This window comes from Testudinibacter sp. P27/CKL/0425, from assembly GCF_052931395.1.
The window spans coordinates 2,244,734-2,270,177 of the sequence record NZ_CM128801.1 but is presented as its reverse complement, the minus strand read 5'-3'; the positions used below and the strand labels follow the sequence as shown (position 1 = coordinate 2,270,177).

15 protein-coding genes are annotated in these 25,444 nt (G+C 46.5%); 7 read left to right on the top strand and 8 right to left on the bottom strand.

The window, feature by feature from the left end; all coding sequences use genetic code 11:
* Positions 1–18: 18 nt before the first annotated feature.
* Positions 19–1,812, bottom strand: coding sequence for a fumarate reductase (quinol) flavoprotein subunit (gene frdA, locus ACUHGC_RS11160; protein ID WP_446833366.1), 1,794 nt, complete (start codon positions 1,810–1,812; stop codon positions 19–21).
* A gap of 324 nt (positions 1,813–2,136) precedes the next feature.
* Here frdA and epmA point away from each other — a divergent pair, with 324 nt between their 5' ends.
* Complete coding sequence (epmA, locus tag ACUHGC_RS11155; protein WP_446833365.1) at positions 2,137–3,108, top strand: elongation factor P--(R)-beta-lysine ligase; 972 nt, start codon at positions 2,137–2,139, stop codon at positions 3,106–3,108.
* A 111-nt stretch (positions 3,109–3,219) separates the two neighbouring features.
* Entirely contained in the window at positions 3,220–4,023 is an 804-nt protein-coding gene (gene bacA, locus ACUHGC_RS11150; protein WP_446833364.1) for an undecaprenyl-diphosphate phosphatase, read from the top strand.
* A gap of 57 nt (positions 4,024–4,080) precedes the next feature.
* On the opposite strand, the gene ACUHGC_RS11145 is transcribed toward bacA, so the two are convergent.
* The 7 genes from ACUHGC_RS11145 to ACUHGC_RS11115 all read right to left on the bottom strand — a co-directional run bounded on the left by ACUHGC_RS11145 (position 4,081) and on the right by ACUHGC_RS11115 (position 13,386).
* Positions 4,081–4,761: a hypothetical protein gene (locus ACUHGC_RS11145; protein ID WP_446833363.1), complete on the bottom strand. Its 681-nt coding sequence runs from the start codon at positions 4,759–4,761 to the stop codon at positions 4,081–4,083.
* The gene (argA, locus tag ACUHGC_RS11140) at positions 4,736–6,100 is read right to left on the bottom strand and encodes an amino-acid N-acetyltransferase (RefSeq protein WP_446834895.1); all 1,365 of its coding nucleotides are present in this window, start codon (positions 6,098–6,100) and stop codon (positions 4,736–4,738) included. Before argA ends, ACUHGC_RS11145 begins: the two co-directional genes overlap by 26 nt.
* A gap of 217 nt (positions 6,101–6,317) precedes the next feature.
* Positions 6,318–9,221: a bifunctional [glutamate--ammonia ligase]-adenylyl-L-tyrosine phosphorylase/[glutamate--ammonia-ligase] adenylyltransferase gene (gene glnE / locus ACUHGC_RS11135; protein WP_446833362.1), complete on the bottom strand. Its 2,904-nt coding sequence runs from the start codon at positions 9,219–9,221 to the stop codon at positions 6,318–6,320.
* Positions 9,222–9,318: 97 nt separating this feature from the next.
* Positions 9,319–9,621 (bottom strand): hypothetical protein, encoded by a 303-nt coding sequence (locus ACUHGC_RS11130; RefSeq protein WP_446833361.1) that lies wholly within the window; start codon positions 9,619–9,621, stop codon positions 9,319–9,321.
* Positions 9,622–9,727: 106 nt separating this feature from the next.
* Positions 9,728–9,931, bottom strand: coding sequence for a glycine zipper 2TM domain-containing protein (locus tag ACUHGC_RS11125; protein WP_446833360.1), 204 nt, complete (start codon positions 9,929–9,931; stop codon positions 9,728–9,730).
* A gap of 173 nt (positions 9,932–10,104) precedes the next feature.
* Entirely contained in the window at positions 10,105–11,292 is a 1,188-nt protein-coding gene (gene tyrS / locus ACUHGC_RS11120) for a tyrosine--tRNA ligase (RefSeq protein WP_446833359.1), read from the bottom strand.
* Between the two features lie 309 nt (positions 11,293–11,601).
* Complete coding sequence (locus tag ACUHGC_RS11115) at positions 11,602–13,386, bottom strand: ABC transporter ATP-binding protein/permease (protein WP_446833358.1); 1,785 nt, start codon at positions 13,384–13,386, stop codon at positions 11,602–11,604.
* Positions 13,387–13,594: 208 nt separating this feature from the next.
* Here ACUHGC_RS11115 and ACUHGC_RS11110 point away from each other — a divergent pair, with 208 nt between their 5' ends.
* From ACUHGC_RS11110 to ACUHGC_RS11090, 5 genes are all read left to right on the top strand, one after another.
* The gene (locus ACUHGC_RS11110; RefSeq protein WP_446833357.1) at positions 13,595–15,256 is read left to right on the top strand and encodes a putative transporter; all 1,662 of its coding nucleotides are present in this window, start codon (positions 13,595–13,597) and stop codon (positions 15,254–15,256) included.
* A gap of 70 nt (positions 15,257–15,326) precedes the next feature.
* Positions 15,327–17,600, top strand: coding sequence for a CRISPR-associated helicase Cas3' (cas3, locus tag ACUHGC_RS11105; RefSeq protein WP_446833356.1), 2,274 nt, complete (start codon positions 15,327–15,329; stop codon positions 17,598–17,600).
* An 89-nt stretch (positions 17,601–17,689) separates the two neighbouring features.
* Complete coding sequence (locus ACUHGC_RS11100) at positions 17,690–20,572, top strand: SNF2-related protein (RefSeq protein ID WP_446833355.1); 2,883 nt, start codon at positions 17,690–17,692, stop codon at positions 20,570–20,572.
* A complete protein-coding gene (locus tag ACUHGC_RS11095; RefSeq protein WP_446833354.1) occupies positions 20,572–23,658 on the top strand; it encodes a TrlF family AAA-like ATPase in 3,087 nt (1,028 codons plus the stop codon). Before ACUHGC_RS11100 ends, ACUHGC_RS11095 begins: the two co-directional genes overlap by 1 nt.
* A complete protein-coding gene (locus ACUHGC_RS11090) occupies positions 23,655–25,439 on the top strand; it encodes a site-specific DNA-methyltransferase (RefSeq protein WP_446833353.1) in 1,785 nt (594 codons plus the stop codon). Before ACUHGC_RS11095 ends, ACUHGC_RS11090 begins: the two co-directional genes overlap by 4 nt.
* The last annotated feature ends 5 nt before the right edge of the window (positions 25,440–25,444 follow it).

Genomic DNA, 25,444 nt, shown 5'->3' with positions numbered 1-25,444 from the left:
TAAATTCCCCATGGCTGCTTACCCCTCACTCGCCTTATTTTTTGCTGCTTCGGCGGCTTCCGCTTCCGCACCATATACCCGTTTAGCCGGTTGAGATTTGGTAATCTTCACATCGCTGTATTCAATGCGTGGCGCACCGTCGGCATTGTAGTAGGCGAGCGTGTGTTTCAAATAGTTGGTATCGTCACGCTCAACGTAGTCTAAACGTTGGTGTGCGCCGCGTGATTCTTTCCGTGCAATCGCAGATGAAGAAATGGATTGCGCCACGTCCAGAATCGTACCGAGTTCAATGGTGTAGAGAATGTCGGTATTGAACACGCTGGAACGGTCGGAAACGCGCACTTTTTTGAAGCGCTCTTTCAGTTCGGCAATTTTGTCCACGGTTTTCTGCATGGATTCTTCGGTACGGTAAATACCACAGCCTTCTTCCATTGAATCGCCCATCTCGTCACGAATTTGCGACCAGTTTTCGTTGCCGTCTTGATCCAACAACGCTTGCAGGCGGCCGACCACATCTTTCGTTTGCGCATCAATGGCGGCAGCATTGACGTTTTGGCTTTCAACTGCTCTTTGTGCGGCATATTCACCGGCAACTTTCCCGATCACCACCAATTCGGCCAACGAGTTGGAACCTAAACGGTTCGCGCCGTGTAAGCCGGAAGAGGCACATTCGCCCACCGCGAACAATCCTTTAATTCGGGTTTCGGCTTGTTGATTCACTTCGATACCGCCCATGGTGTAGTGAACCACCGGACGAACCGGAATCGGGGCTTTCGCCGGATCAACGCCTTCATAGGCTTTCGCCAGTTCACAAATGAACGGTAGACGCTCGTGCAGGTATTTTTCACCCAAATGACGCAGATCCAAATGCACCACGTCCACGCCCTTGGCGGTTTTCAGGGTGCGGCCTAAGCGCCACTCTTGCCAGAACGCTTGTGAAACTTTGTCACGCGGACCCAGTTCCATGTATTTGTTTTCCGGTTTGCCGATTGGCGTTTCAGGGCCTAGACCGTAGTCTTGCAGGTAGCGGTAGCCGTCTTTGTTCACCAAAATCCCGCCTTCGCCGCGGCAACCTTCGGTCATCAAAATTCCGGTGTTTGGCAAGCCGGTCGGGTGATATTGTACAAATTCCATATCACGCAACGGCACGCCGTGGCGATATGCCATAGACAACCCGTCGCCGGTTACGATGCCGCCGTTGGTGTTGAAACGGAACGCACGGCAGCCGCCGCCAGTCGCGATCACCACCGCATTGGCATTGATTTGCACCAGTGTGCCTTCCATCATGTTCATTGCAACCACACCGCGGGCATGACCGTCATCGGTTAAAATATCTAGCACAAAATGTTCGTCGTAACGAATGATTTGCGGGAATTGGATAGACGTTTGGAACAAGGTGTGCAGCAAGTGGAAACCGGTTTTATCGGCGGCGAACCAAGTCCGCTCGATTTTCATTCCACCGAAACGACGCACATTGACTTCACCGTCATCACGGCGGCTCCAAGGGCAGCCCCAGCGCTCTAATTGGGTCATTTCAATCGGTGAATGCTCAACGAAATGTTCGACCACGTCTTGCTCACACAGCCAGTCGCCGCCGGCTACGGTATCGTGAAAATGCTTGTCATAACTATCTTCGGATTTGATGACCGCCGCAGCGCCGCCTTCGGCAGCAACGGTATGACTACGCATCGGATACACTTTTGAGATTAATGCAATTTTCAGGTTCGGGTTTGCTTCCGCTGCCGCAATCGCAGCGCGTAAACCACCGCCACCGGCTCCAACAATTGCAATATCGACATTGATAGTTTGCACGATATTCCTCCAGTCTAGATGTAAGTAAAAAAGTAATGATATAGCGTCAAAAAGTAAAATGAATACGGGTTTGAATTTTTGATCAAGGTCATTCTGCCATTTTTTTACACGCAACTTAATTGTTTTTTCCGAAATAGGTCAAAAAAGGAAACGTTTCGTGATCTACCTCAAAAAAGTTAGTAGATTGAATAGCTTACTTTTATAGTCAAGTATTCGTTCATGGGGTTATTTGCGGGCTTTTGCGAATCGGCAATATTCGATTGTGAGTTGTGGGGATAACCGATAAAATGCGCATTCAATTTCAAGCAAGACGGAATCATATTGATGATTTTACAACAACAGTGGCAGCCTAGTGCGCCGATCAAAAATATTATTGCCAGAGCGCGGATTATGGCGGAATTGCGCAGCTTTTTTATCGACCGTGGGCTATTGGAAGTGGAAACGCCGATTCTCAGCGAATACGGCGTGACCGATGTGCATCTATCGGTGTTTGAAACTCGCTTTGCCGCGCCGTTTCAGAGCCAAGAAAAACCGCTCTTTTTGACCACCAGCCCGGAATATCATATGAAGCGGCTGTTGGCGGCAGGCAGTGGGCCGATTTTCCAAATTTGCAAAGTGTTCCGCAACGAAGAAGCCGGGCGCAAACATAATCCGGAATTTACCATGCTGGAGTGGTACCGACCGCACTTTGATATGTATCGCCTGATCAACGAAGTGGACGATTTGTTGCAGCAGATTTTAGATTGCGAACCGGCGGAATCCTTTAGTTATCAGTTTATTTTTCAGGAATGCGTCGGGCTGGATCCGCTGTCGGCGGAAAAATCCGAGCTGATTAAAAAGGCAAAAGAGCACGGATTAGTCGGGGCTGAAACCGAGAATCGTGACACTTTGTTGCAATTCTTATTCAGCCAAGTGGTCGAACCGAAAATCGGACAACAAAGACCGGTGGCGGTGTATTATTTTCCAACCTCGCAAGCCGCCTTGGCACAAATCAGCTCGGAAGATCATCGGGTTGCCGAACGTTTTGAGTTTTATTACAAAGGGTTGGAATTGGCAAACGGCTTTAACGAGCTGACCGACGCCAGCGAGCAATTACACCGTTTCGAGCGTGACAATAAACAGCGCAGCGCAATGGGATTGCCGCAACGCGAAATCGACCAACGCTTTATTTCCGCACTACAACAGGGAATGCCACAATGCGCCGGCGTGGCGTTGGGGGTTGATCGCTTATTGATGATCGCATTAGGACAGCAAGATATTGCCGACGTGATCAGTTTTAATATTGATAATGCATAAACATATAACTAATGTAGGGTGGGCTTGCCAGCCCACCGTATAATAATATTCTTGATTATTTGAAATGGTGGGCTGGCAAGCCCACCCTACAGATCGGAAAAAGGAAACACTATGTCAGAACTTTTTATTGCCGCCATTTTAGGCATCGTTGAAGGATTAACCGAATTCTTGCCGGTTTCCTCAACCGGACACTTGATCATCGCCGCTCACTTCTTGGGATTCACCGGCGAGAAGGCGGCGACGTTTGAGGTGATTATTCAGCTCGGATCGATTCTCGCCGTAGTGGTGGTGTTTTGGCGCAAAATGTTCGGCTTGATCGGCATTCATTTTGGCGAAAAGCCGGATCGCAGCCAACCGCACTTGACCTTACTGCATATTATTTTAGGCATGATTCCGGCAGTGGTGATCGGCTTGGCGTTTCACAGCACCATTAAATCTTGGTTTAATATTCAAAACGTAATTTATTCGCTGGTCGTCGGCGGGGTGTTGCTGTTGATCGCAGAAAAGTTTCGTCCGAGGGTCACCGCTAACAGCGTTGATCAAATCAGCTACAAACAAGCCTTTGCGATTGGCGTATTCCAGTGTCTTGCGCTATCGCCCGGTTTTTCCCGCTCTGGCGCCACCATTTCCGGCGGCTTGTTGATGGGCGTTGGACGCCACGCGGCGGCAGAATATTCGTTTATGCTGGCGGTGCCGATGATGATGGGCGCCACGGTGTTGGATCTGTATAAAAGCTGGCATTTCTTAAGTTTGGCAGATCTGCCGATGTTCATTGTCGGCTTTGTAATGGCATTTATCGTCGCGATGTTGGCAATTAAATGGCTGCTCGCCTTAATCAAACGCATCTCGTTCGTGCCGTTTGCGATTTATCGCTTTGCGGTGGCGATTGTGTTGTATTGGGTATTTTTAGCGTAATCAACTCTACATTTTCAACCAGCCGATACTATTGCTAGTATCGGCTTTTTTATTCGTTTATTTGAAAAAGCGGCGATATTGTTCCACTCTAAAATCCAGAGTGGTGAAGTCAGGATTTATCGCTTTGAGGGCTTTATACTCCGCCATCGCGCCCACCGCACGGTTTGCGGCGCCGGAGGGGGCGGTGAGTGAAACGGTGGTGAAAGTGCGGTTTTGCCAGTCGAATTGATGAATGCGCGGGATGTTGTCATCGACTAATTGCAGGCGCAACCCGGCGGTTTTCAGATGTTGCCGAAACAGATATTCAGGGCCGTTTTTGCTGTTGCCGCCGGTGAACAGCAGGGTTTTAATCGACGGGTTGTCGCTTAAATATTGCAACAGCGGACGCAGTTCGATTTTTCGCATCCCTAAATCTGAGGCATCAATTTTTTGTCGCCGGCATTGTTGCACCATGTCGCAAATGCCAATCCGTTGTTGAATCAGAAAATCGCGCCGTTGCTCAACCGCACTTTGACTGTTTTCAAAGCGGAAATCAATGTCGAAAATCCGCCCTAAAATTAACCAAAGTTGTCCGTCGCGGCTGCCGTAGCAAAAATCGACATCATCGGGTTTGAGCAGGCGCTGTGAAAAGCGAGGCGGTGGCAGCGTGCCGACAATCAGCTTGTCGGCATCGGCTGGAATGAAAGGGGGATAAGGGTGAATATGCAGAAAATCAGCGTTCACCGCGGTGGCGCTCATGCTCGCGTTCATGTTCAAACAGATTTTGAATCAAAATTTTGGATTTACGCTGGTAGTTATAGTGTTCCTGCTTATCACGCGGCAAATCCTCGACACTGGCAATTTTGAAGCCGCGTTCTTGGAACCAATGTACGGTGCGGGTGGTCAGCACAAACAGTTGTTTGATTTTCAATTTGCGCGCGCGTTTTTGTACTTCTTCCAACAAAATATCGCCACGAGAGGAATTGCGGTAGTCCGGGTGAACCGCCACACACGCCATTTCCGCCATATTTTCTTCCGGATAGACATTCAAGGCGGCACAGGCGATCACCACGCCGTCGCGTTCGATAATGGTGTAGTTGCCGATCTCCATTTCCAGCTGTTCGCGCGAACGTTTGACCAAAATACCTTGCTGTTCGAACGGTTGAATCAATGCCAACAAACCGGCGATGTCTTGAATGGTGGCGATCCGAATGGTTTCGGAGCTTTCCATTGACACCTGAGTCCCGATCCCGTCGCGTGAGAACAACTCTTGCAGCAAGGTGCCGTCTTCTTCATAGTTCAGCAAGTGCGAACGTTTAATGCCGGCACGGCTGACATCAATCGCCGCTTGCAGGAAGCGGGCTTGCGAGCTGTGATAGTGCCCGTTTTCGATCAGTTCATGCAGATGAACCGCCGCACGTTGTGGGAATAGATCAGCGATAATGTCGCCGTTTTCATCACGAATGCCGTCGTCGGCGCAGAAGCCGATCAGCTTTTCCGCATTCAGTTTAATCGCCACTTGAGTGGCAATATCTTCAAACGGCATATTGAAATTTTCACCGGTCACCGAAGCCCCAATCGGACCGAGCAGCACAATCGCATCGTTATCCAGCTGTTGTTTAATCGCTTTAATATCGATGCGGCGGATTTTGCCGCTCAACATATAATCCACGCCGTCATCAACTCCAATCGGCTGGGCGATCACAAAATTGCCGCTCACCACGTTAATGCTGTTGTTGCTGTGATTGCTGGAATTAAAGGTGCGCACCGACAAACGCGCGCTAATGTCGAATTGCAGCTTGCCGACCACTTGTTTCACCAGTTCTAAGGTGTCGGCATCGGTAATGCGAATATTTTTGTGATAAACCGGATCAAGATTATGGGCTTGCAGCGTTTCATTAATTTGATGACGCACGCCGAACACCACCACCAGTTTAATCCCCAAACTGTGTAGCAAACTGATGTCATTGATGATATTAATGAAATTCTTGCTGGCGATGGTGTCGCCGTCCAGCATGATGACAAAGGTTTTGTCACGGTGCAAACTCACATAGGGGGTGGACTCCCTAAACCATTCCACTAATTCGGTATCTCGTATCATAGCTGTCCTGTAATGATGTGTGTTGTCGTGTAGTAATGATATTGTTATAAAATCGCCGGTCCCCGTTTTGACAGCCCTCCGCAAGTGGAGGGGACAAATTTCTCTCCCTCCGCGTGCGGAGGGAGATGTCCGAAGGACAGAGGGAGGCGTTGCCGATTTGCATTCCGCTACAAACGCTATTTTGCGTTGTTATATCCTGAGGCGCAAGCCTATTTTATGCCTCAAACAGCTGTTGCCAGATTTCCCTGACGAACGCTCTTTCTACAACAAACGCCTGATCGCTGACAAGTGATTTTTTGCCGACCAGATTTAAATGGTGGATCTGATTGCGCAAATCCACATAACAGCGTTTCAGTTTTTTGCTTTGTTCAAGGCTCAACACACCGGCTTGCGCCATGCTGTCGAAAATCCGCACGTTGTCCGACCAGCGGCTCAGTTCAGGGTGTGTCGGCGCATTTGCCAACACCAAATATTGGGCGATAAACTCAATATCGGTGATTCCACCGGCGTCGGTTTTGATGTTGAATAAATCCGTTTGAGCGTTAGCAAGGTGCTGATACATTTTTTCGCGCATTTCTACCACCTCAGTTTTTAACTGTGCTAAATCGCGCGGGGTAGACAAAATATCTGCTCGAATTCGTTCAAAACGTTCACAAAGTGCGGTTTCGCCATAAATCGCACGGGCGCGCACCAAGGCTTGCCGTTCCCATGTCCAAGCGTCTTGTTGTTGGTATTTTTCAAAGGCGTCTAAACTGCTGACCAACAGCCCCGACGAACCCGACGGGCGCAGCCGCATATCCACGTCATACAGCACGCCGGCACGGGTATTGATGTTAAAAATGCTGATGATTTTTTGCGCCAAACGCAGGTAAAACTGGCTGCTGTCGATGCTGCGTTTGCCGCCGACGGTCTGGCTGTTGGGCGGCGCATCGTATAAAAACACCAGATCTAAATCGGAATTGTAGCCCAGTTCAATGCCGCCCAGTTTGCCGTAGGCAATCACCACAAAATGCTTTTCATCGTCTTGCAAATGTTGTGGCGTGCCGAAGCGTTGAGTGGCTTGTTGCCACGCTAAATTCACCACCGCACTGACAATCGCTTCCGCCAGATAAGTCAGATGATCGCTGACTTTCATCACCGGCAGCACTTCTAAAATATCGGCGGCGGCAGTGCGTAGCAGTGTTGCTTGTTTGAATTGGCGCAGCGCATCAATCTGCTGTTCTTCGTCCTCTTGCGGAATCCGCAGCAGATAATCGCTTAAGGTGTAGCGATATTCGCTGAACGGCGGCGGATTGAACAGGGTTTTGTGATCCAACAATTCATCTAATAAAATCGGATAATTGGCGACTTGCTCGGCGATCATCGGCGAAGCGGCACTCAGTCGAATCAGCATATTTAACGCTGCAGGGTGTTCCAATAACAGTTCAAGGTAGGTGGTGCGGGTGGCGATTTTGCTGATGATGTTCAAAATTTTTGCCAACACATTTTCCACTTGCGGCTGAGCAAACAGCCGATCGAGCAGTCTCGGCATCAATTTATTCAGCACATCTCGCCCCCGTTGCCCGATTTGGCGGCGTTGAATTTCATGTTGAAATTGGCTTAAGGTGTCATGCAGATTCTGCTGTAGTTCAGCGGAAAAAACGTAGTGCTGCAGCACGCTGTCGAGGTATTCCGTTTGGTTGCCGAGGTGCAGAAAATCATTCCACACCGATTCGTTTTGCTGTTGCTCTTGGGTTTCGTTTTCATCGCCAATCAAATGCTTAAATACATTGCGCACACTTTGATGATGCTGTTGCAGGCAAGCATAAAAACTGTCCCAATCCTCAATCGGATTGCACACCTCAACCGTTTCGCCCTGTGCATTCAGCACCGTGAACCGTCGGCAGGCATACACCAACCGCACTTTGTCTTGTTCCGTTTGCGGCAACAGCTGGGTTTGCTGATCGCCTATCGCTTGCAACACATTTTCAACCCGACGCAAAAACAGATATGCCGCTTGCAGTGCTTCGGCTTCCGGCTCGGCAATCAGATTCAAACGCACCAAGTGCGGTATAACCTTTAGCAGCGAACGGTGTTGTAAATCGGGTTCACGCCCGCCACGGATCAGCTGAAACACCTGCACGATAAATTCCACTTCGCGAATGCCGCCGGCGCCCAGTTTAATATTATCCACCAGTCCACGGCGGCGGATTTCACGCTCAATCATCGCTTTCATATCACGCAGTGATTGAATCACGCTGAAATCAATATAACGGCGATAGACAAACGGCATCAGCATTTTTTTTAATTGGGCATAATACGGATTGGCAGCTTCATCGCCCATTAAACGTGCCTTAATCATCGCATAGCGCTCCCAATCGCGCCCCTGTTCCTGATAATAATCCTCCATGGCGGCAAAGCTCAACGCCAGCGCACCGGCATCGCCGAACGGACGCAGCCGCATATCGGTGCGATACACAAAGCCGTCAATGGTGCGTTGATCCAACGCCTTGATAATCCGCTGCGCCAAACGGATAAAAAATTGGGAATTATCGACACTGCGCCGTGCGCCGACCGTTTCACCCTTTTCAGGATAGGTGAAAATCAAATCAATATCAGAGGAAAAATTCAGCTCATAACCGCCCAGTTTGCCCATGCCCAAAATCAGTAACGGCTGCGGCTGACCGCACTTGTTGGTCGGTGTGCCCAATTCCTGACAGAGTTTCGGATATAACCAATCACGCGTCGCCACAATCAGGCTCTCCGCCAGCAGCGAAAGTGCGGTATAGGTCTGCTCAACCGACATCAAATTCAGACTTTGACAAAAACTCAACGCCGCCATTTCCCGATTACGAAATTGGCGCAACACCCGATAAAGCTGTTCCTCGTCATTCACCTCGTTTAACAACTGCGCAAGCCGCCCAGCATAATCGCCACAAGTCTGCAACGACGGCGGATTTTGCGCCCACAGCGCCAACAGCTCCGGCTGCTTAGTTAACACCTCAAACAGAAAATCAGAAAGCGAAAGTGCGGTTTGGAGTTGTTGCCAGAATGGATTAGTGTTGAGCTCGGTGTCTGAAATCGAGGGGGCTAAATGTGACAGCAGGGTTTGCAATTTTGGCAATGAATTAGCGAGCATGAGCGGCTTCCTGAATGACAACAAAATAAGGAAAACTTTAGCATATTGTCTTGACAAATGTCAGGTTTTTTCAAGCCATTCAAACCGCACTTTGCCGCTATTGCGCTTTCAGTAACACCACTAATTCTTCTTCGCTGGCGCAGGCGTTGACGGCGGCGACGTCTTCCGGGCTGAGGTGCATGAGCACGATATATTCGCCGTGCTGGTCGATGCCGGTGATAAATTCGCCGTCTTCCGAATCTTTGCCGCCGTATTCGATCCGTTCACAGAAGGTGAGCATCGCTTTTTCCAACCGTTCGGCGGCTAAAGTGCGGTCGGCGATATACTGCTTGGCTTTGCTGGCGGGGATCAAATAGGCGTCTATTTTTACCATCGGTTGAAATTGTTTCGCTTTTGTCATATCTGGCTCGCTGTGAGTTATTGAGTCGTTAGGTTGGCAGGATAATACAAAAAATGGCTTTTGTGGGAAAATTTAAGGCGAGTTGTGAACTCGCCCTCAAGTTGAATTAGTCGATTTGGCTGCCGATTACGCCACCCAGTGCGGCACCACCAAGAGTTGCGCCGGTGCTGTTGCCGATCACATTGCCGGCGACACCGCCTACGGCTGCACCAATTGCAGTGTTTTTTTGCCGTTGGTTCATGTTTGAACAGCCGGCTGCGAATAAGACGACTAAGGCTAAAATAGATGATTTAAATGCAATTTTTTTCATAATAATCCTCACTTTTTAGAATGAACCCAATTCAGAATAACAAAAAATAACCGAAATGCGTAATTTTTAGTGTAAAAATATGTTTGTAAGGGGCGATTTTCTCGCTTCAAATAAAGCGAAACGGCGCTTAGCAGTGATGCAGAGCGCCGTTTTTTTATTCAAAAGTTGGGTGATTATTTTACTGTCACTTTAGCAAATTTGCGTTTACCGACTTGGTAAACCGCACTTGAGGCGGTGATCACCAGCTTGGCGTCGTCCACTTTTTCGCCGTTAATTTTTACGCCGCCTTGTTGAACCATGCGGTTTGCTTCGGAAGTGGAAGCCACCAGCCCGGCTTCTTTCAACAAGTTCGCCAAGCCGATTTCGCCTTCAAATTCAAATTCCGGCATTTCGTCCGGCATTGCGCCTTTTTGGAAACGGTTGATAAAGGTTTGCTCGGCAGCGTCGGCGTCGGCGTCGCTGTGGAAGCGCGCGATGATCTCTTTTGCCAACAGCACTTTGACATCACGCGGGTTGCGTCCGTTTTCAACCTCGGTTTTCAATTCGGCAATCTCGCTCAGTGGGCGGAAAGAGAGCAGATCATACCAGCGCCACATCAATTCATCGGAAATTGACATCACTTTGCCGAACATATCATCCGGCGCTTCGCTGATGCCGATGTAGTTGCCAAGAGATTTCGACATTTTTTTCTCGCCGTCCAGCCCTTCAAGCAGCGGCATGGTGATTGCGACTTGTGGTTTTTGCCCGGCGGATTTTTGCAATTCGCGTCCAACCAGCAGGTTGAATTTTTGGTCGGTGCCGCCCAGTTCGACGTCGGCTTGCAGCGCGACTGAATCATGTCCTTGCAATAATGGGTAGATAAATTCGTGGATTGCAATCGGTTGGTTATTGCTAAAGCGTTTTTTGAAATCGTCGCGCTCCAGCATTCGCGCTACGGTGTAGTTTGACGCAAGGCGAATCATCCCCTCGGTGCCCAGTTGCCCCAACCACTCGGAGTTAAACACGGTTTTGGTTTTTTGCGGATCCAGAATTTTGAAAATCTGCTGTTTATAGGTTTCGGCATTTGCCAACACGTCTTCACGCGTCAACGGAGGACGGGTGGTGTTTTTGCCGGACGGATCGCCGACCATGCCGGTGAAATCGCCGATTAAGAAATAGACTTCATGCCCTAATTGTTGGAATTGGCGCAATTTATTTAACACCACGGTGTGCCCTAAGTGAATGTCCGGCGCTGTCGGATCGGCGCCCAATTTGACTTTCAGTGGGCGATTTTCTTTGAGTTTTTCGATTAAGTCAGCTTCGGAAAGCACTTCTTCAACGCCGCGTTTGAGTTCGGCAAGGGTGGTGTTTAAATCAGTCATAATTTTCTCGATTGTAGTTAGCAACAATAAACCGAATATTATAAGCATAAAAAAGTAAATAGAAAGTGATTATCGGGGATATTTTAGGCAGGCTGTGAAAAAGCGTATTGGGTTTGAACACGACTTACTTTTTTGCTCGTGCAAAAAAGTAAGCAAAAAACACACCCCCAATTGCGTCGCCGATCTTCGCTGAGTGTGAATTTGCTTAACGGAAAATTTTTAATTCGCCCGCTTTGCGGGCAGACTTGCTACGCTCAAACAACAGCGAATAACCAAGTGCGGTCTAAACGAAACCGCACTTGAGATTAATTATTGCCGGGTGAGCAGCCAACCGCCGTCGGGTTGGACATGCAAGAAATCACTGTGGAAGCGTTTTAAGGTTGAACGATGTCCTACACTGATAATGGTGCTTTGCGGCAATTCTTGTTGCAACAAACGATACATCGCATCTTCCAAACCCTCGTCCATACTGGCGGTGGCTTCGTCTAAAAATACGATTTGCGGCTTATTCAACAACAAACGCGCAAACGCAACACGCTGCTGTTCGCCTAATGACAGAATCTGCGTCCATTCATTGCGCTCACTCAATTTATCCGCCAAATGTGCCAGCGCGACTTTTTGCAACACCGCTTGCTCGTCTTGATAGTCGCTTTTTTGCGGCGGGGTATTCGGGTAATACAACGCATCTAGCAATCGACCTTGCGGCAAATACGGTTTTTGCGACAAAAACAGTGCATTGCTCGGGGCGGCGATTTCGCCTTCGGCGTATGCCCATAATCCGGCTAAAGTGCGCAGTAGCGTGGTTTTCCCGACACCGGACGGGCCTTGGATCAACAGGCAGCTGGTCGGTGCAATTTCCAGATTCAAATTGTGAATCAAAGGGTGATGCGAAGGTGTTTTAACCGTTAGCGCTTTGACGTGTAAATGGCTGGTGTGCTCACAAATCTGCGGCATCGGCAGCTGCTCGGCGCTGCGCATTGCGGCGTTGAATCCGGTTAAACGGTCGAGGGTGGCTTTATATGAGGCAAATTCATCATACGAGCTGCGGAAAAACGACAGACTGGTGTGCAGTTGCCCGAACACATTGACGGTCTGCATCAGATCGCCGAGTGAAATTTGTTTGCTGAAAAAGCGGCTAGCCTGAATCAGGAACGGAAACACCACCGAAGTTTGGCTGACCACCAAGTTAAATCCGCTGAATTTCAATGTGCGGTAAACAATTTGCCACACATTGCCGATCACTTTGTCAAACTGGCTTAACAAGATGTTTTGCTCGGTTTTTTCGCCGCCGTAGAAAGCGATACTTTCGGCATACTCTTTCACTCGAATTAATGAATAACGATAATTAGCGTTCAGTTTTTCATTTAAGAAGTTGAGGGCGATTAACGGACGCCCTAATTTGAATGCGAACAGCGAGGTGATCAAAACATACCCAAATGCGACAAACACCATGCCATGTGGGATTTCCATGCCGAAAAGTGCGGTTGGGCCGGAGAGTTTCCATAATAAAATGGTGAATGCGATGATTGAAGTTACCGCGCTGATCAAGCCGGTGGAGAAACTCAGCGAGCTGGAGACGAAAGATTGAATATCTTGTTGGATACGTTGATCGGGGTTGTCCAATTGGCTGTAATTATATTGTGCTTTATAGTAAGTGCGGTTTGCCATCCAGCGATCAACAAACTTTTGGTTGAGCGTGGTGCGCCAATTAATGGTAAAACGTTGCGACAGATAATAGCTGCAAAGCACCAATACCACGTTGACCGTTGCCAACACGCCAAAGACCGCCATCATCTGCCAAAAGAGCGGTGCATTCAAATCTTGCAGCGAGCCGTACATCACGTTATACCAGTTCGACAACACCACATTCAAGCGCACGCCCATTAAGGAAAACAGCACGATCACTAAAAATAACAGTATCGCTTTCAGGTTATTTTTCGGATCAATATAGTCGGCGGCGAGCTGCCAAAATTGCTTGCCCCAACGGCTAAATTTGATCAATAAACACGCCAGCACCACTAAAAACAGCATGCTGCCGATAAAGGCTTGTGCCAGCCAGACGGCGGAGTCGAACAGTTCTTGTTGCCAATTCATGATAATCCTACTTTTACAAACAACAGTAACAAACGTTAAGCATTTGATTCTCAAATAGCGAGAAAGTTTAACAATACGCTCAAATTTTTACATAAAAACTATCAGCTTTGTTTTAAAAGTTTGCACTATAGCAAATTTTTGCTGATTTAACATGGGTATAATAGACGCAGTTTATTATTTTAAAATTTTAAAGAAAATAGGAGATGTTATGAGTGATATTGCTATCACGATTAGCCTGCTTGCTTTGGTTGCCGTGATCGGATTGTGGTTGGGGCATTTGAAGATAAGAGGTATCGGAATTGGAATTGGCGGGGTGTTGTTCGGCGGAATTTTTGTCGGGCATTTTATTAATCAATACGGATTGAATCTTGATCCGCATACGTTGCACTTTATTCAGGAATTCGGCTTGATTCTGTTTGTGTACACGATCGGGATTCAGGTCGGACCGGGCTTTTTTGCCTCCTTGCGGCAATCGGGGTTAAAACTCAACCTGTTTGCGATGATGATCGTGCTGCTTGGCGCGCTGTTAGTGGTGGTGCTGCATTTGGCTTTCGGCGTGGAATTGCCGATTATCTTGGGGATTTTCTCCGGAGCGGTCACCAATACGCCGTCGTTGGGGGCGGGGCAGCAGATCTTGGCGGAATTGGGCATGACCAATATCACCGAAACCATGGGTATGGCGTATGCGATTGCCTATCCGTTCGGAATTTGTGGCATTCTGCTGGCGATTTGGCTGGTGCGGTTATTCTTCAAAATCAAGATTGAGGAAGAGCATCAAAAATTTGAAAAAGAATCTGGGCACGATAAAGAGAGCTTGAGTACACTGAATGTGAAGATTACCAATCCGAATATCAGCGGGCTGAAAATTCGTTCGATTCCGGGTTTCGAGGCGAAAAATGTGCTGTGTTCGCGTTTGAAACGCGGCGAGGAGCTGATCGTGCCGCACGCCGACACCGAAGTGCAGCAGAACGACATTATGCACTTGGTCGGCGATATGCCGGATCTGCATCGTGTGCAACTGGTGGTGGGCGAAATCGTGAAAGAGTCACTTTCAACCCGTGGCACGGATCTGCGTTCAGTGCGGGTGGTGGTGACCAACGAACAGGCGCTCGGCAAAAAAATCCGCGATCTGAAAATCAAGCAGAAATACGAAGTGGTGATTTCCCGCTTGAACCGTGCCGGGATCGAACTGGTGCCGACCAGCAACACCAGTTTGCAATTCGGTGACGTGTTGAATCTAGTCGGGCGCTTAGATGCGATTGAAGCGGTTACGGCGGTGATCGGCAACGCACAGCAAAAATTGCAGCAAGTACAAATGCTGCCGGTGTTTATCGGGATTTTGCTCGGTGTGTTAGTCGGTTCAATTCCGATTTCACTGCCGGGCTTTCCGGTCGCCTTAAAATTAGGTTTGGCAGGTGGTCCGTTAGTCGTCGCCCTGATTTTGGCGCGGATCGGCAGCATCGGCAAACTTTACTGGTTTATGCCGCCAAGCGCCAACCTTGCACTGCGTGAAATCGGAATCGTGCTTTTCTTATCCGTTGTCGGAATTAAAGCAGGAGCCAACTTTGTCAACACCTTATTCAGCGGGGATGGCTTGGAATGGATGCTATACGGCGCGATCATCACCTTCGTTCCGTTGATGGTCACCGGCATCGTCGCCCGCCTATACGGCAAAATGAACTATCTCACCCTCAGCGGTTTACTCGCCGGTTCAATGACCGATCCGCCTGCGCTGGCGTTTGCCAACGGCATCAAAGAAGACAGTGGCGCTGCCGCACTCTCTTATGCAACGGTTTACCCACTGGTGATGTTTATGCGGATTATCTCACCGCAAGTGCTGGCAGTGTTGTTGCTGTTGTTTGCGGGGTGATGAATAAGATAAAAGTACTAAATAAAGGGAGGTGATTACCTCCTTTTTTGCAACGGAAAAGAGAGGTGGTATGAAACCAACAAAAATATACTATGCCCATTCGGGTCATTTAGGCGATTATTCAAATTGGCAAACATTAATCAGCCATGGGGAAAATGTAGCTACATTAGCAGCAGAATTTGCGCGTTTTTTCAATAGCTCGCAGCTTGCTTATTATAATGGAAAATTACACGATCTCGGGAAATATACGTCTGAATTTAACGATCGATTACATGGCGGTCAATCTGTAGATCACGCCACTGCCGGAGCAAAAATCGCTTTTGAAAAATGGCCGATAGTTGGCAAACTGATGGCTTTTTGCATTGCCGGGCATCACGCAGGCTTGGCAAACGGCGATGGCGAGGGCGATAACCGCCGCACCTTAAAGCAGCGGTTGGCTTTGCAATTTGGCAAAGACATTCCGCAGCTTGATGACATTTGGCAACAAGAAATCAATCTGCCTGATCAGATACCAGCACCAGCGTTGCAAAGGGATAAATATCATCCTCTTTTTTCCTACGCCTTTTTCACCCGAATGCTGTATTCCTGTTTGGTGGACGCTGATTTTCTCGACACCGAAGCCTTTTACGCCAATTTAGAAAATAAGCCCGTTTTACGCGGCGAATCGCCCGATTTAAATGCCTTACAGCAGCAGTTTAACGAATTTATCCACACTTTCAGACGGCGTATCGCCGCCGCACCCGAGCAAACCGAAGCACAAAAGCGTCATGCCGAGCTCAACCGTTTGCGTAGCGAAATTCTCGACCACGCCACCTCACAAGCCGAGCAGCCCAAAGGCTTATTTACCCTTACTGTGCCGACCGGTGGCGGCAAAACCTTCACCTCCATGGCATTTGCCTTGGAACATGCCAAACGCTACGCCATGCGGCGGGTGATTTATGTGATTCCGTTCACCAGTATCATCGAACAAAACGCCGCCGAGTTCCGCAAAGCCTTTGGCGAATTGGGCGAAAGTGCGGTGCTGGAGCACCACAGCAACTTTGACGACACCAAACTGTACGACACGCACAGCAAAGACAAATTGCGGCTAGCGTCGGAAAACTGGGACAAGTCCATTGTGATTACCACCGCCGTGCAATTTTTTGAATCACTGTTTGCCGACCGCTCTTCGCGTTGTCGCAAACTGCACAATATTTCAGGCAGCGTGATTATCCTCGATGAAGCGCAAATGCTGCCCTTGAAACTGCTGTTGCCGATTATGCAGGCAATTAAGGAGCTGGCACAAAACTACCATTGCACCGTGGTGATGTGCACCGCCACCCAACCTGCGGTGCAGGCAGAACAAGGCTTTTATCGTGGTTTTGATAATGTGCGTGAACTTGCCCCCAATCCGAACGCACTGTTTGAGCAACTGCGTCGCACCACCGTTGTTCACATCGGCAGTCAAACCGATGTCGATTTACAGGCAAAACTTGCCGGACACCCACAAATCCTCATCATCGTTAACAACCGTCGCCACGCCCGCAGCCTGTATGACAACACCAAACAGTCAGACGGCGTGTACCACCTCACCACCTTAATGTGTGCCAAACACCGCAGTCAAATACTGGACGAAATCCGCAGCCGCCTCAAAGACGGCAAGCCTTGCCGTGTGATTGCCACCTCTTTGATTGAGGCTGGCGTCGATGTCGATTTTCCGCTGGTAATGCGTGCTGAAGCAGGCTTAGACAGCATTGCCCAAGCCGCCGGACGCTGCAACCGTGAAGGCAAAAGGCCGCCTGAAAGAAGCTTTGTATGGGTATTCCAACCCGAAAGCCAATGGAAAGCCCCGCCGGAACTGGGCGAACTCACCGGCGCCATGCGTGCCATTGTGCGTCAATATGCCGACGACTTGCTCTCCATTGAAGCAATCACGGCTTATTTTAAAGAAGTGTATGCGCAAAAAGGTAGCGAATTAGATAGCAAACAAATCTTAAAAATGCACAGTGATGCGGGAGCTAGTATGGATTACCCATTTCAAACCATCGCCCAAAAATTTTGCATGATAGAAACCCACATGCAGCCGCTGATTATCCCGTTTAACAAGGAAGCCAAAACCCTGATTAGCCACCTGCGCGAAGCAGAACAAATCGGCGGTATCTTGCGAAAACTGCAATCCTACACCGTACAAATTCCTACAAGTGCTTTGGTTGAGTTGTATAAAGCCGGACGGATAGAGCCGATTAACGAGAAGAAATTCGGCAAGCAGTTTTACAGTTTGATTGGGTTGGATTTGTATGATGAGGTGGCGGGACTTGGTTGGGAGAATCCTGACTTTATCAGGGCAGAACAATCGGTGTTTTAAAGAAATTTTATTATATCATTCTTAAAAGTTGTATTTAAAATAGTGAAGCACTATAATCATTTCAAATCGGCTCAATAACGGATAAACAGATGTTAAAGCAAGCGCTTACCCTTCATCAAAGTCAATATTACGCATGGATGCTTGCCCGTCAAGCGGAAGACGGCAGCATGGCATCATTAGCCAGTACTTTGGTGGATGCACAAGTTGATTTAAATCCGCATCAGGTAGATGCGGCTTTATTTGCTTGTCAAAATCCCTTATCGCGCGGCGTGATATTGGCGGATGAAGTCGGCTTGGGTAAAACCATTGAAGCGGGTCTCGTGATTTTGCAACGCTTTGCGGAGCGTAAACGCCGTATTCTGATTATCACGCCTGCTAACTTACGCAAACAATGGCACCAAGAGTTGCAGGAAAAATTCGGCTTACAAGGCATTATTCTAGAAGCCAAAAGCTACAACGCCATCAAAAAACAAGGACAAAACCCTTTTCGGCAAGAAGTGCCTGTCATTTGTTCCTATCAGTTTGCCAAGTCAAAAGCGGCAGATATCAAAGCCATTGATTGGGATTTGGCGGTGCTGGATGAAGCGCATCGCCTGCGTAATGTGTATAAAAAAGGCAATGTTATCGCCAAAGCCTTGCAAGAAGCACTGGCACACGTTCATTCTAAAGTGTTGCTGACCGCCACGCCACTACAAAATTCATTGCTTGAGCTTTACGGTTTGGTGAGCATGATTGATGAGCGTGTTTTTGGCGATTTGGACAGTTTTCGTGGTCAGTTTGGTGCAAGGGCAACCGAGCAAACCCTAAGCAATCTGCGGCAACGATTGAATCCGGTGTGCAAACGCACCTTGCGTCGGCAGGTTCAGCCTTATGTTGCCTACACCGAACGCCGTGCCATCGTGCAAGAATTTACCCCATCCACACAGGAGCGGGAATTTTCTGACTTAGTGGCAGATTATCTGCGTCGCCCTGATTTAAAAGCATTGCCGGAGGGGCAAAGGCAATTAATCTCGCTTGTGTTGTGGAAGCTATTGGCATCAAGCAGTCGGGCGATTGCCGGAGCGCTGGATACCATGAGCAAGCGGCTGCAAAATGTGTTGGCAGAAGCACAAATTCCCGATTTGGTGGAAACGCTGGATGAAGACTATGAAAGCCTGGATGAAAAGGCAGAAGAATGGACTGAAGAAGCGGATGAAAAGCCGCAATTGACCGCCACAGAATATGAAGCCATCAAAGCAGAAATTAAAGAGCTGGAACACTTTAAAAATCTGGCACTCGCCATTCAAGACGATGCAAAAGGCAAAGCACTATTGAGCGGATTGGAAAAAGCATTCGCTGAACTCAAACGTTTGGGGGCGGCACAAAAAGCCATTATCTTTACCGAATCCAAACGCACCCAAGATTATCTGTTGCAATGCTTATCCCAAACCGCTTATGCCGGAGAAAACGGCGAAAATATTGTGCTGTTTAACGGTACCAACAGCGATGCTAAAGCCCAAAAAATCTACAAAGATTGGCTAAAACGCCACGAAGGCAGCGACAAAATCACCGGTTCAAAAACTGCCGATATCCGTACCGCTTTGGTTGAATATTTCAAAGAACAAGCCACCATCATGATTGCCACCGAAGCTGGAGCAGAAGGCATCAACCTGCAATTTTGCTCGCTGATTATCAACTATGATCTACCGTGGAATCCGCAGCGTATCGAACAGCGTATCGGGCGTTGTCACCGCTATGGGCAAAAGCACGATGTGGTTGTGGTGAACTTTGTCGATCGCAACAACGAAGCCGATGCCCGTGTGTATGAACTGCTGAAACAAAAATTTCAGTTGTTTGACGGCGTATTTGGTGCCAGTGATGAAGTGCTGGGAGCGATTGGTTCGGGCGTGGATGTGGAGCGACGCATTGCCGACATTTATCGCCATTGCCGTTTGCCCGAAGAAATCAAAGCAGGCTTTAACGACCTGCAACAAGAGCTTTCGGGTGAAATCAACCAAGCGATGATGAAAACCCGTCAAACCCTGTTCGAAAACTTTGATGAAGAAGTGCAAGAAAAATTACGCATTCGTGCTGAAGACAGCCAAGCCACTCGCAGCAAATACGAACGTATGCTGCTTGAGTTGACCCAAAGTGCATTGGGTGATGATGCCGAATTTAATCCGCAAGGGTTTGTGTTAAACAAACTTCCCGATAATCTTTCAGGCAGCCTTGGTAGCGTAGCAACAGGTCGGTATGAATTGCCACGTCAAAGCGGCGAAGCACTGCTTTATCGTATCAATCACCCCTTGGCGCAAGCCATCTTAAACCAAGCCAAAAACCACGTCTGCCCACCGGCACGGCTCACCTTTGATTATGAAGCTTATGGCAGCCAAATCAGCACACTAAAACCCTATCGTGGGCAACGTGGACAATTGATTGCCAAATTAATCAGCATTCAGGCACTGGGCAATGAGGAGCAGCATCTGCTGATTGCCGCCATCAGCAACAGTGGCGAGGTGTTGACCGCGGACGACCCCGAAAAACTGCTTCGTCTGCCTGCTACTATAGCGGAGCAGCTGTCTGCCATCAGTATTCAGACAGGCTTAACCCAAGACATAGCAAGCCGCCGTGAAGCCTTGTTGAGCGAAGCGAGCCAGCGTAACCTTGGCTATTTTGTTCAAGAGCTACAAAAGCTGGACGACTGGGCGGACGACCTCAAGCTTGGGCTGGAGCAAGCCATCAAAGATACCGACCGTGAAATCAAAGAAGTACGCCGCACCACCGCCACAGCTGCCACATTGGAAGAGAAATTGAATTGGCAAAAGAAGCAACGTGAACTTGAAAACAAACGTAGCAAACAGCGGCGTGAACTGTATGACAAACAGGACGACATCGACAGACAGCGTAATGAATTGATTGACGAGTTGGAGGCAAACTTGCAGCAGCAAGTAGAGGAAAAAGAATTGTTTGTGATTGAATGGGAGGTAGTGTGATGAATAAGAGAGAGCAACAGCGTGGTTCAATATGGAGACAGTGGGATTTACATATCCATACACCAGCTTCATTTCATTGGAATGGTGATAAATTTAATGGTAATAATACCCATGATAATCAACTGATTGATGAGATGATTAATGCTTTGAATCAAGCGGAGCCAGCAGTTTTTGCAATTATGGATTATTGGACATTTGATGGTTGGTTTAAATTGCAAGCTAGGTTGAAAGATTCGGATGCACCTGCGTTAAATAAAGTTGTTTTCCCTGGAATAGAATTGCGTTTAGCAGCCCCAATGAAAGGGCGTTTGAATGCTCACGTTATTTTTTCAAATAAAATTGAAGATCAGGTGCTTTTAGATTTTCAATCCGCTCTTAAAGTTGAATTGGTCAATAGACCATTATCTGCATCGGCATTAAAGGAACTCGCTCGTGAGCATGTGGGTGAGGATAAGTTAAAGAAGCATGGTTTTGACAAACAGAAAGTCGCTTGTGAAGAATCTGCATTATTAGCAGGTTCGATAATTGCTGAAATCAATCCTGATTCCTATAAAGATGCAATTGCAAAAGTACCTAATGGCTATGCTGTAGGGTTTATGCCTTGGGATACCAACGATGGCTTAGCTGAAATTAAATGGCAGGAGCATTACGCGTATGCAATGGGGCTTTTTCAGAGTTCACCTATTTTTGAATCTAGGGATAATGCTGATTTGAGAGCAGCATTTGTTGGAGAGAAGACATCTGGAAATGCTAAATATTTTGATAATTTTCAAGATGGTTTAAAAAATACACCTCGCTTGGCTGTTTCTGGTAGTGATGCTCATTGTTTTGTGGGCGATACTGGTAATAATGATAAACGTGGTTATGGTGATTTTCCTTCCAATAAAAAGACTTGGGTTAAAGCAGAGCCATCATTTAGAGGTTTGCAACAGGCAATTCTAGAGCCTGCCAAACGATCTTATATTGGAGAAAAACCTCCCAAGTTATATGAAATTGAGACCAATAAGACTTTTTATATTGATTCTTTGGAAGTCTCCCGAACAGGTAATAAATCTGAAATAGGTCAGTGGCTTGGTGGTTGCGATATTCCGTTAAATCCTGATTTAATTGCAATTATTGGGAATAAGGGCAGTGGAAAAAGTGCTTTGGCTGATATTATTGCAATGTTGGGCAATTCTAAACAATTAAACCACTTTAGCTTCCTTAAAAAAGGGAGGTTTTGTGGGAAATCAGGAGAGCCAGCCAATCATTTCACAGGTACGCTAACGTGGTGTGATGACAGCACGGAATCAAGAAAGCTAAATGAGCAGTCTCCTGAGGAAAGAGCGGAACAAGTTCGTTATATTCCACAGGGTTATTTTGAAGAATTGTGCAATAGACACACATCAAACGAGTCAGATGCATTCGAAAAAGAATTAAGATCTGTTATTTTTTCTCATACAAATGAAGAAATTCGGCTAGACACTCTTGATTTTGAGCAGTTGGTTGATAAACAAGAACAATCTCTTAGAAATAGGATAGCGGAATTTAGAAAAAATTTATCTGTTACTAATGAGAAAATTGTTCGAATTGAAGAGCAGCTTCAACCTATTGAGCTTAAAAAATTAGAAGAACTTCTTTTGCTTAAAATAAAGGAAATAGAAGAGTATCAAAAATTAAGACCTGTAGATGTAGCCGCTCCTTCTGAGCAATTGACGAAAGAAGAGCAAGAATATTCTGAACAACTAAGCCAAATCAATTTAGATATTGATAATTTAAAAAATCAAAAGAATGAAGAGCATATTAAAAATATTCAACGTGCCAAAAATAAAAGAGCAGTTGAAAATATTCGAGAGCAATTAAGGCTGCTTGAACATGCATTTTTGCAAGCAAAACAAAATTTAGCTGATGATCTCCAGTCATTGAATATTGATTGGATCGATTTAGTAAAGGTTGATATAAGTGAGTCCATTCTTGATGAGAAACAAATAGAATTTGAGCAACAGCAACAAGCTTTTTTGCTTAAGCAAGAAGAAATTGATCAGTACTTAATAGTTAAAGAATCTACTAAAAATGAATTAACTGGAAAATTGAATTTTCCCCAACAGCAATATGAGAAATACCAGCGTGATATTTTTGAGTGGCAAAAAAGATTGGATAAATTAATTGGAGCTTCAACCGAACCTGAAACTAAATTAGGTTTAGAGGCAAGAATAGAGCAAATTAAAGGGCTGCCCGAAGAGTTGTCTGAGCTTAAAGAACAACGCTTAGTACTTACAGGTGAGATATTTGATATTTTAAATGAGCAGAGAAAAGCACGAGAGGCATTGTTTTCACCCGTTCAAGAACTTATTGAAAATAATGATTTGATTCGAGAGGATTATCAACTAAAGTTTTTAGCCACGCTTGCAACTTCACCAGAAGCTATTTCTAATCGATTATCTTCTTTTATCAAACAAAATGTGGGTGAATTTCGTGATCAAGGCGAGGGGATTGGTGTTGTTAAGCAATTATTCGATAACTATGCTTTAGATACGAAAGAAGGAGTATGTAATTTTGTAAAACAGTTAGTTGATAAAATTGAAGATGCATCTAGAGGTAATAATTTAGATTCTGTGGGTATCTTTAATATGCTTAGAAAAAATCAAACAGCAGAGGATGTGTATGATTTGATTTTTGGATTAGATTTTCTTAACCCCAAATACTCATTATTATTTCAAGGAGCACAAATTGAACAATTGTCGCCAGGACAGAGAGGTGCATTATTACTAATTTTTTATCTGCTTGTTGATAAAGGTAAAATGCCGATTATCTTGGATCAACCAGAAGAAAATTTAGATAATGAAACTGTTTATAGGTTATTAGTTCCTGTTTTATCGGAGGCTAAGAAAAAACGACAAATTATTATGGTAACGCATAATCCCAACTTAGCCGTTGTTTGTGATGCAGAACAAATTATTCATGCACATTTTGATAGAGCTGATAATTTCAAAATTACTTACCAATCAGGATCAATTGAAAATCAACAGATTAACGAGAGGGTTATTACGGTATTGGAAGGAACAAAACCTGCATTTAATAACCGCTCAGGGAAATATTTTTCATGAAAAAACAAAAACTAGAACTCACTTGGATAGGCAAAGAAAAACGCCCCAAGCTCGAAGCTCGTATTCTTTTGGAAGATGCGGACAAGTCCTATCATGCCAAAGTGCGGTCGGAGGGGGCGATTTTTGATAATATACTGATTTTTGGCGATAACCTGCTGGCACTCAAAGCCTTGGAGCAGGAGTATGCCGGCAAGGTGAAGTGTGTCTATATTGATCCGCCATTTAATACAGGAGAAGCGTTTGAAAATTATGATGATGGGTTGGAGCATTCGATTTGGTTAGGTTTGATGTATGAACGGTTTAAAATACTTAAGTTGCTATTAAATGAACAAGGTTCCATATTTGTTCATTTAAATGACGATGAATTGGATTATTGCAAGGTAATACTTGATGAGATATTTGGTAGAAGTAATTTTGTAAATAGAATAACTATTGAAGCAAGATCTCCATCTGCATTTAGCACCGTAAACCCTGGGGTTTTTAAATCATCAGAATATATTTTATGGTATGCCAAAAATAAAAATGAATTTATTGAAAATTCTGGTAGGGTTTCTCGTGTTCCTGATTATGCATATAACAAATGGCTGGTAAATCCAGATGAAGATTTTTCCAATTGGAGACTAGTATCATTAATGGATGCTTATGAAAATTCACCGCCCTCACGTTCCTGCAGACCAGATTCTTTATTAGAGCATTTTCATAACTTTATTTTAAATAATGCAAGTCAAGTATGCCGCCTTGCCTCGATTAGTGATTCTGGAGCTGGGGAAAAAATAGTTCAGCTTAAAAGAGAGTCATTAAATAAAGCGGGTAAGGTTTTTAAGTTAGAGCGAGCCGTTGGTTTAGAAGATGTATATGTTTTAGATGGACAGCAATTAATTTTTTATAAGAAAAATGTTGCAGATATTGATGGAAAATTATCCGCAACTGCATTGTTAACAAACGTATGGAAAGATATTGCATGGGAAGGGATTGCGAATGAAGGGGGGGTTACTTTCCGTAAGGGGAAAAAACCAGAAAAATTAATTAAAAGATGCCTAGAGCTTGCCACCAACCCTAACGACCTCGTTCTAGATTCTTTTGCAGGCTCTGGCACCACAGGTGCGGTTGCCCACAAAATGGGACGGCGTTGGATTATGGTGGAGCTGGGCGAGCATTGCCACACGCATATTATCCCCCGTTTGCAAAAGGTGATTGACGGTACGGATCAAGGCGGTATTTCCAAGGCGGTGAATTGGCAAGGTGGTGGCGGTTTTCGTTATTACCGTTTGGCGCCGAGCCTGATTGTCAATGATAAATGGGGCAATGCGATTATCAATCCTGATTATAACCCTGCCATGTTGGCAGAAGCGATTGCACGGCTGGAGGGCTTTACTTATCAGCCGTCTGAAAGCGTGTGGTGGCAACACGGCTTTTCCAGCGAGCAGGATTTTTTGTATGTGACCACGCAGACGCTGACTGCCGAGCAGTTGCAAGCCTTATCCGATGAGGTGGGCGAGGGGCGTAGCCTGCTGATTTGTTGTGCGGCGTATCGTGGGATGACGGGGGCGCAGGTGGCCGAGCGTTTTGCCAATTTAAGCGTGAAAAAAATCCCCAAAATGGTATTGGCACGCTGTGAATGGGGACACGATGATTACAGCTTAAACATTGCCAACTTGCCAATGGCGGAGCCTGAATTAGAGCCAAAGTCAGAACCTGCAAGCAAGCCGAAAACGAAAACCGCCAAGCGTCAAAGTGCGGTCAGTAATCAAGACGGATTGTTTGATGGGGAAGATGAGTGAGCATC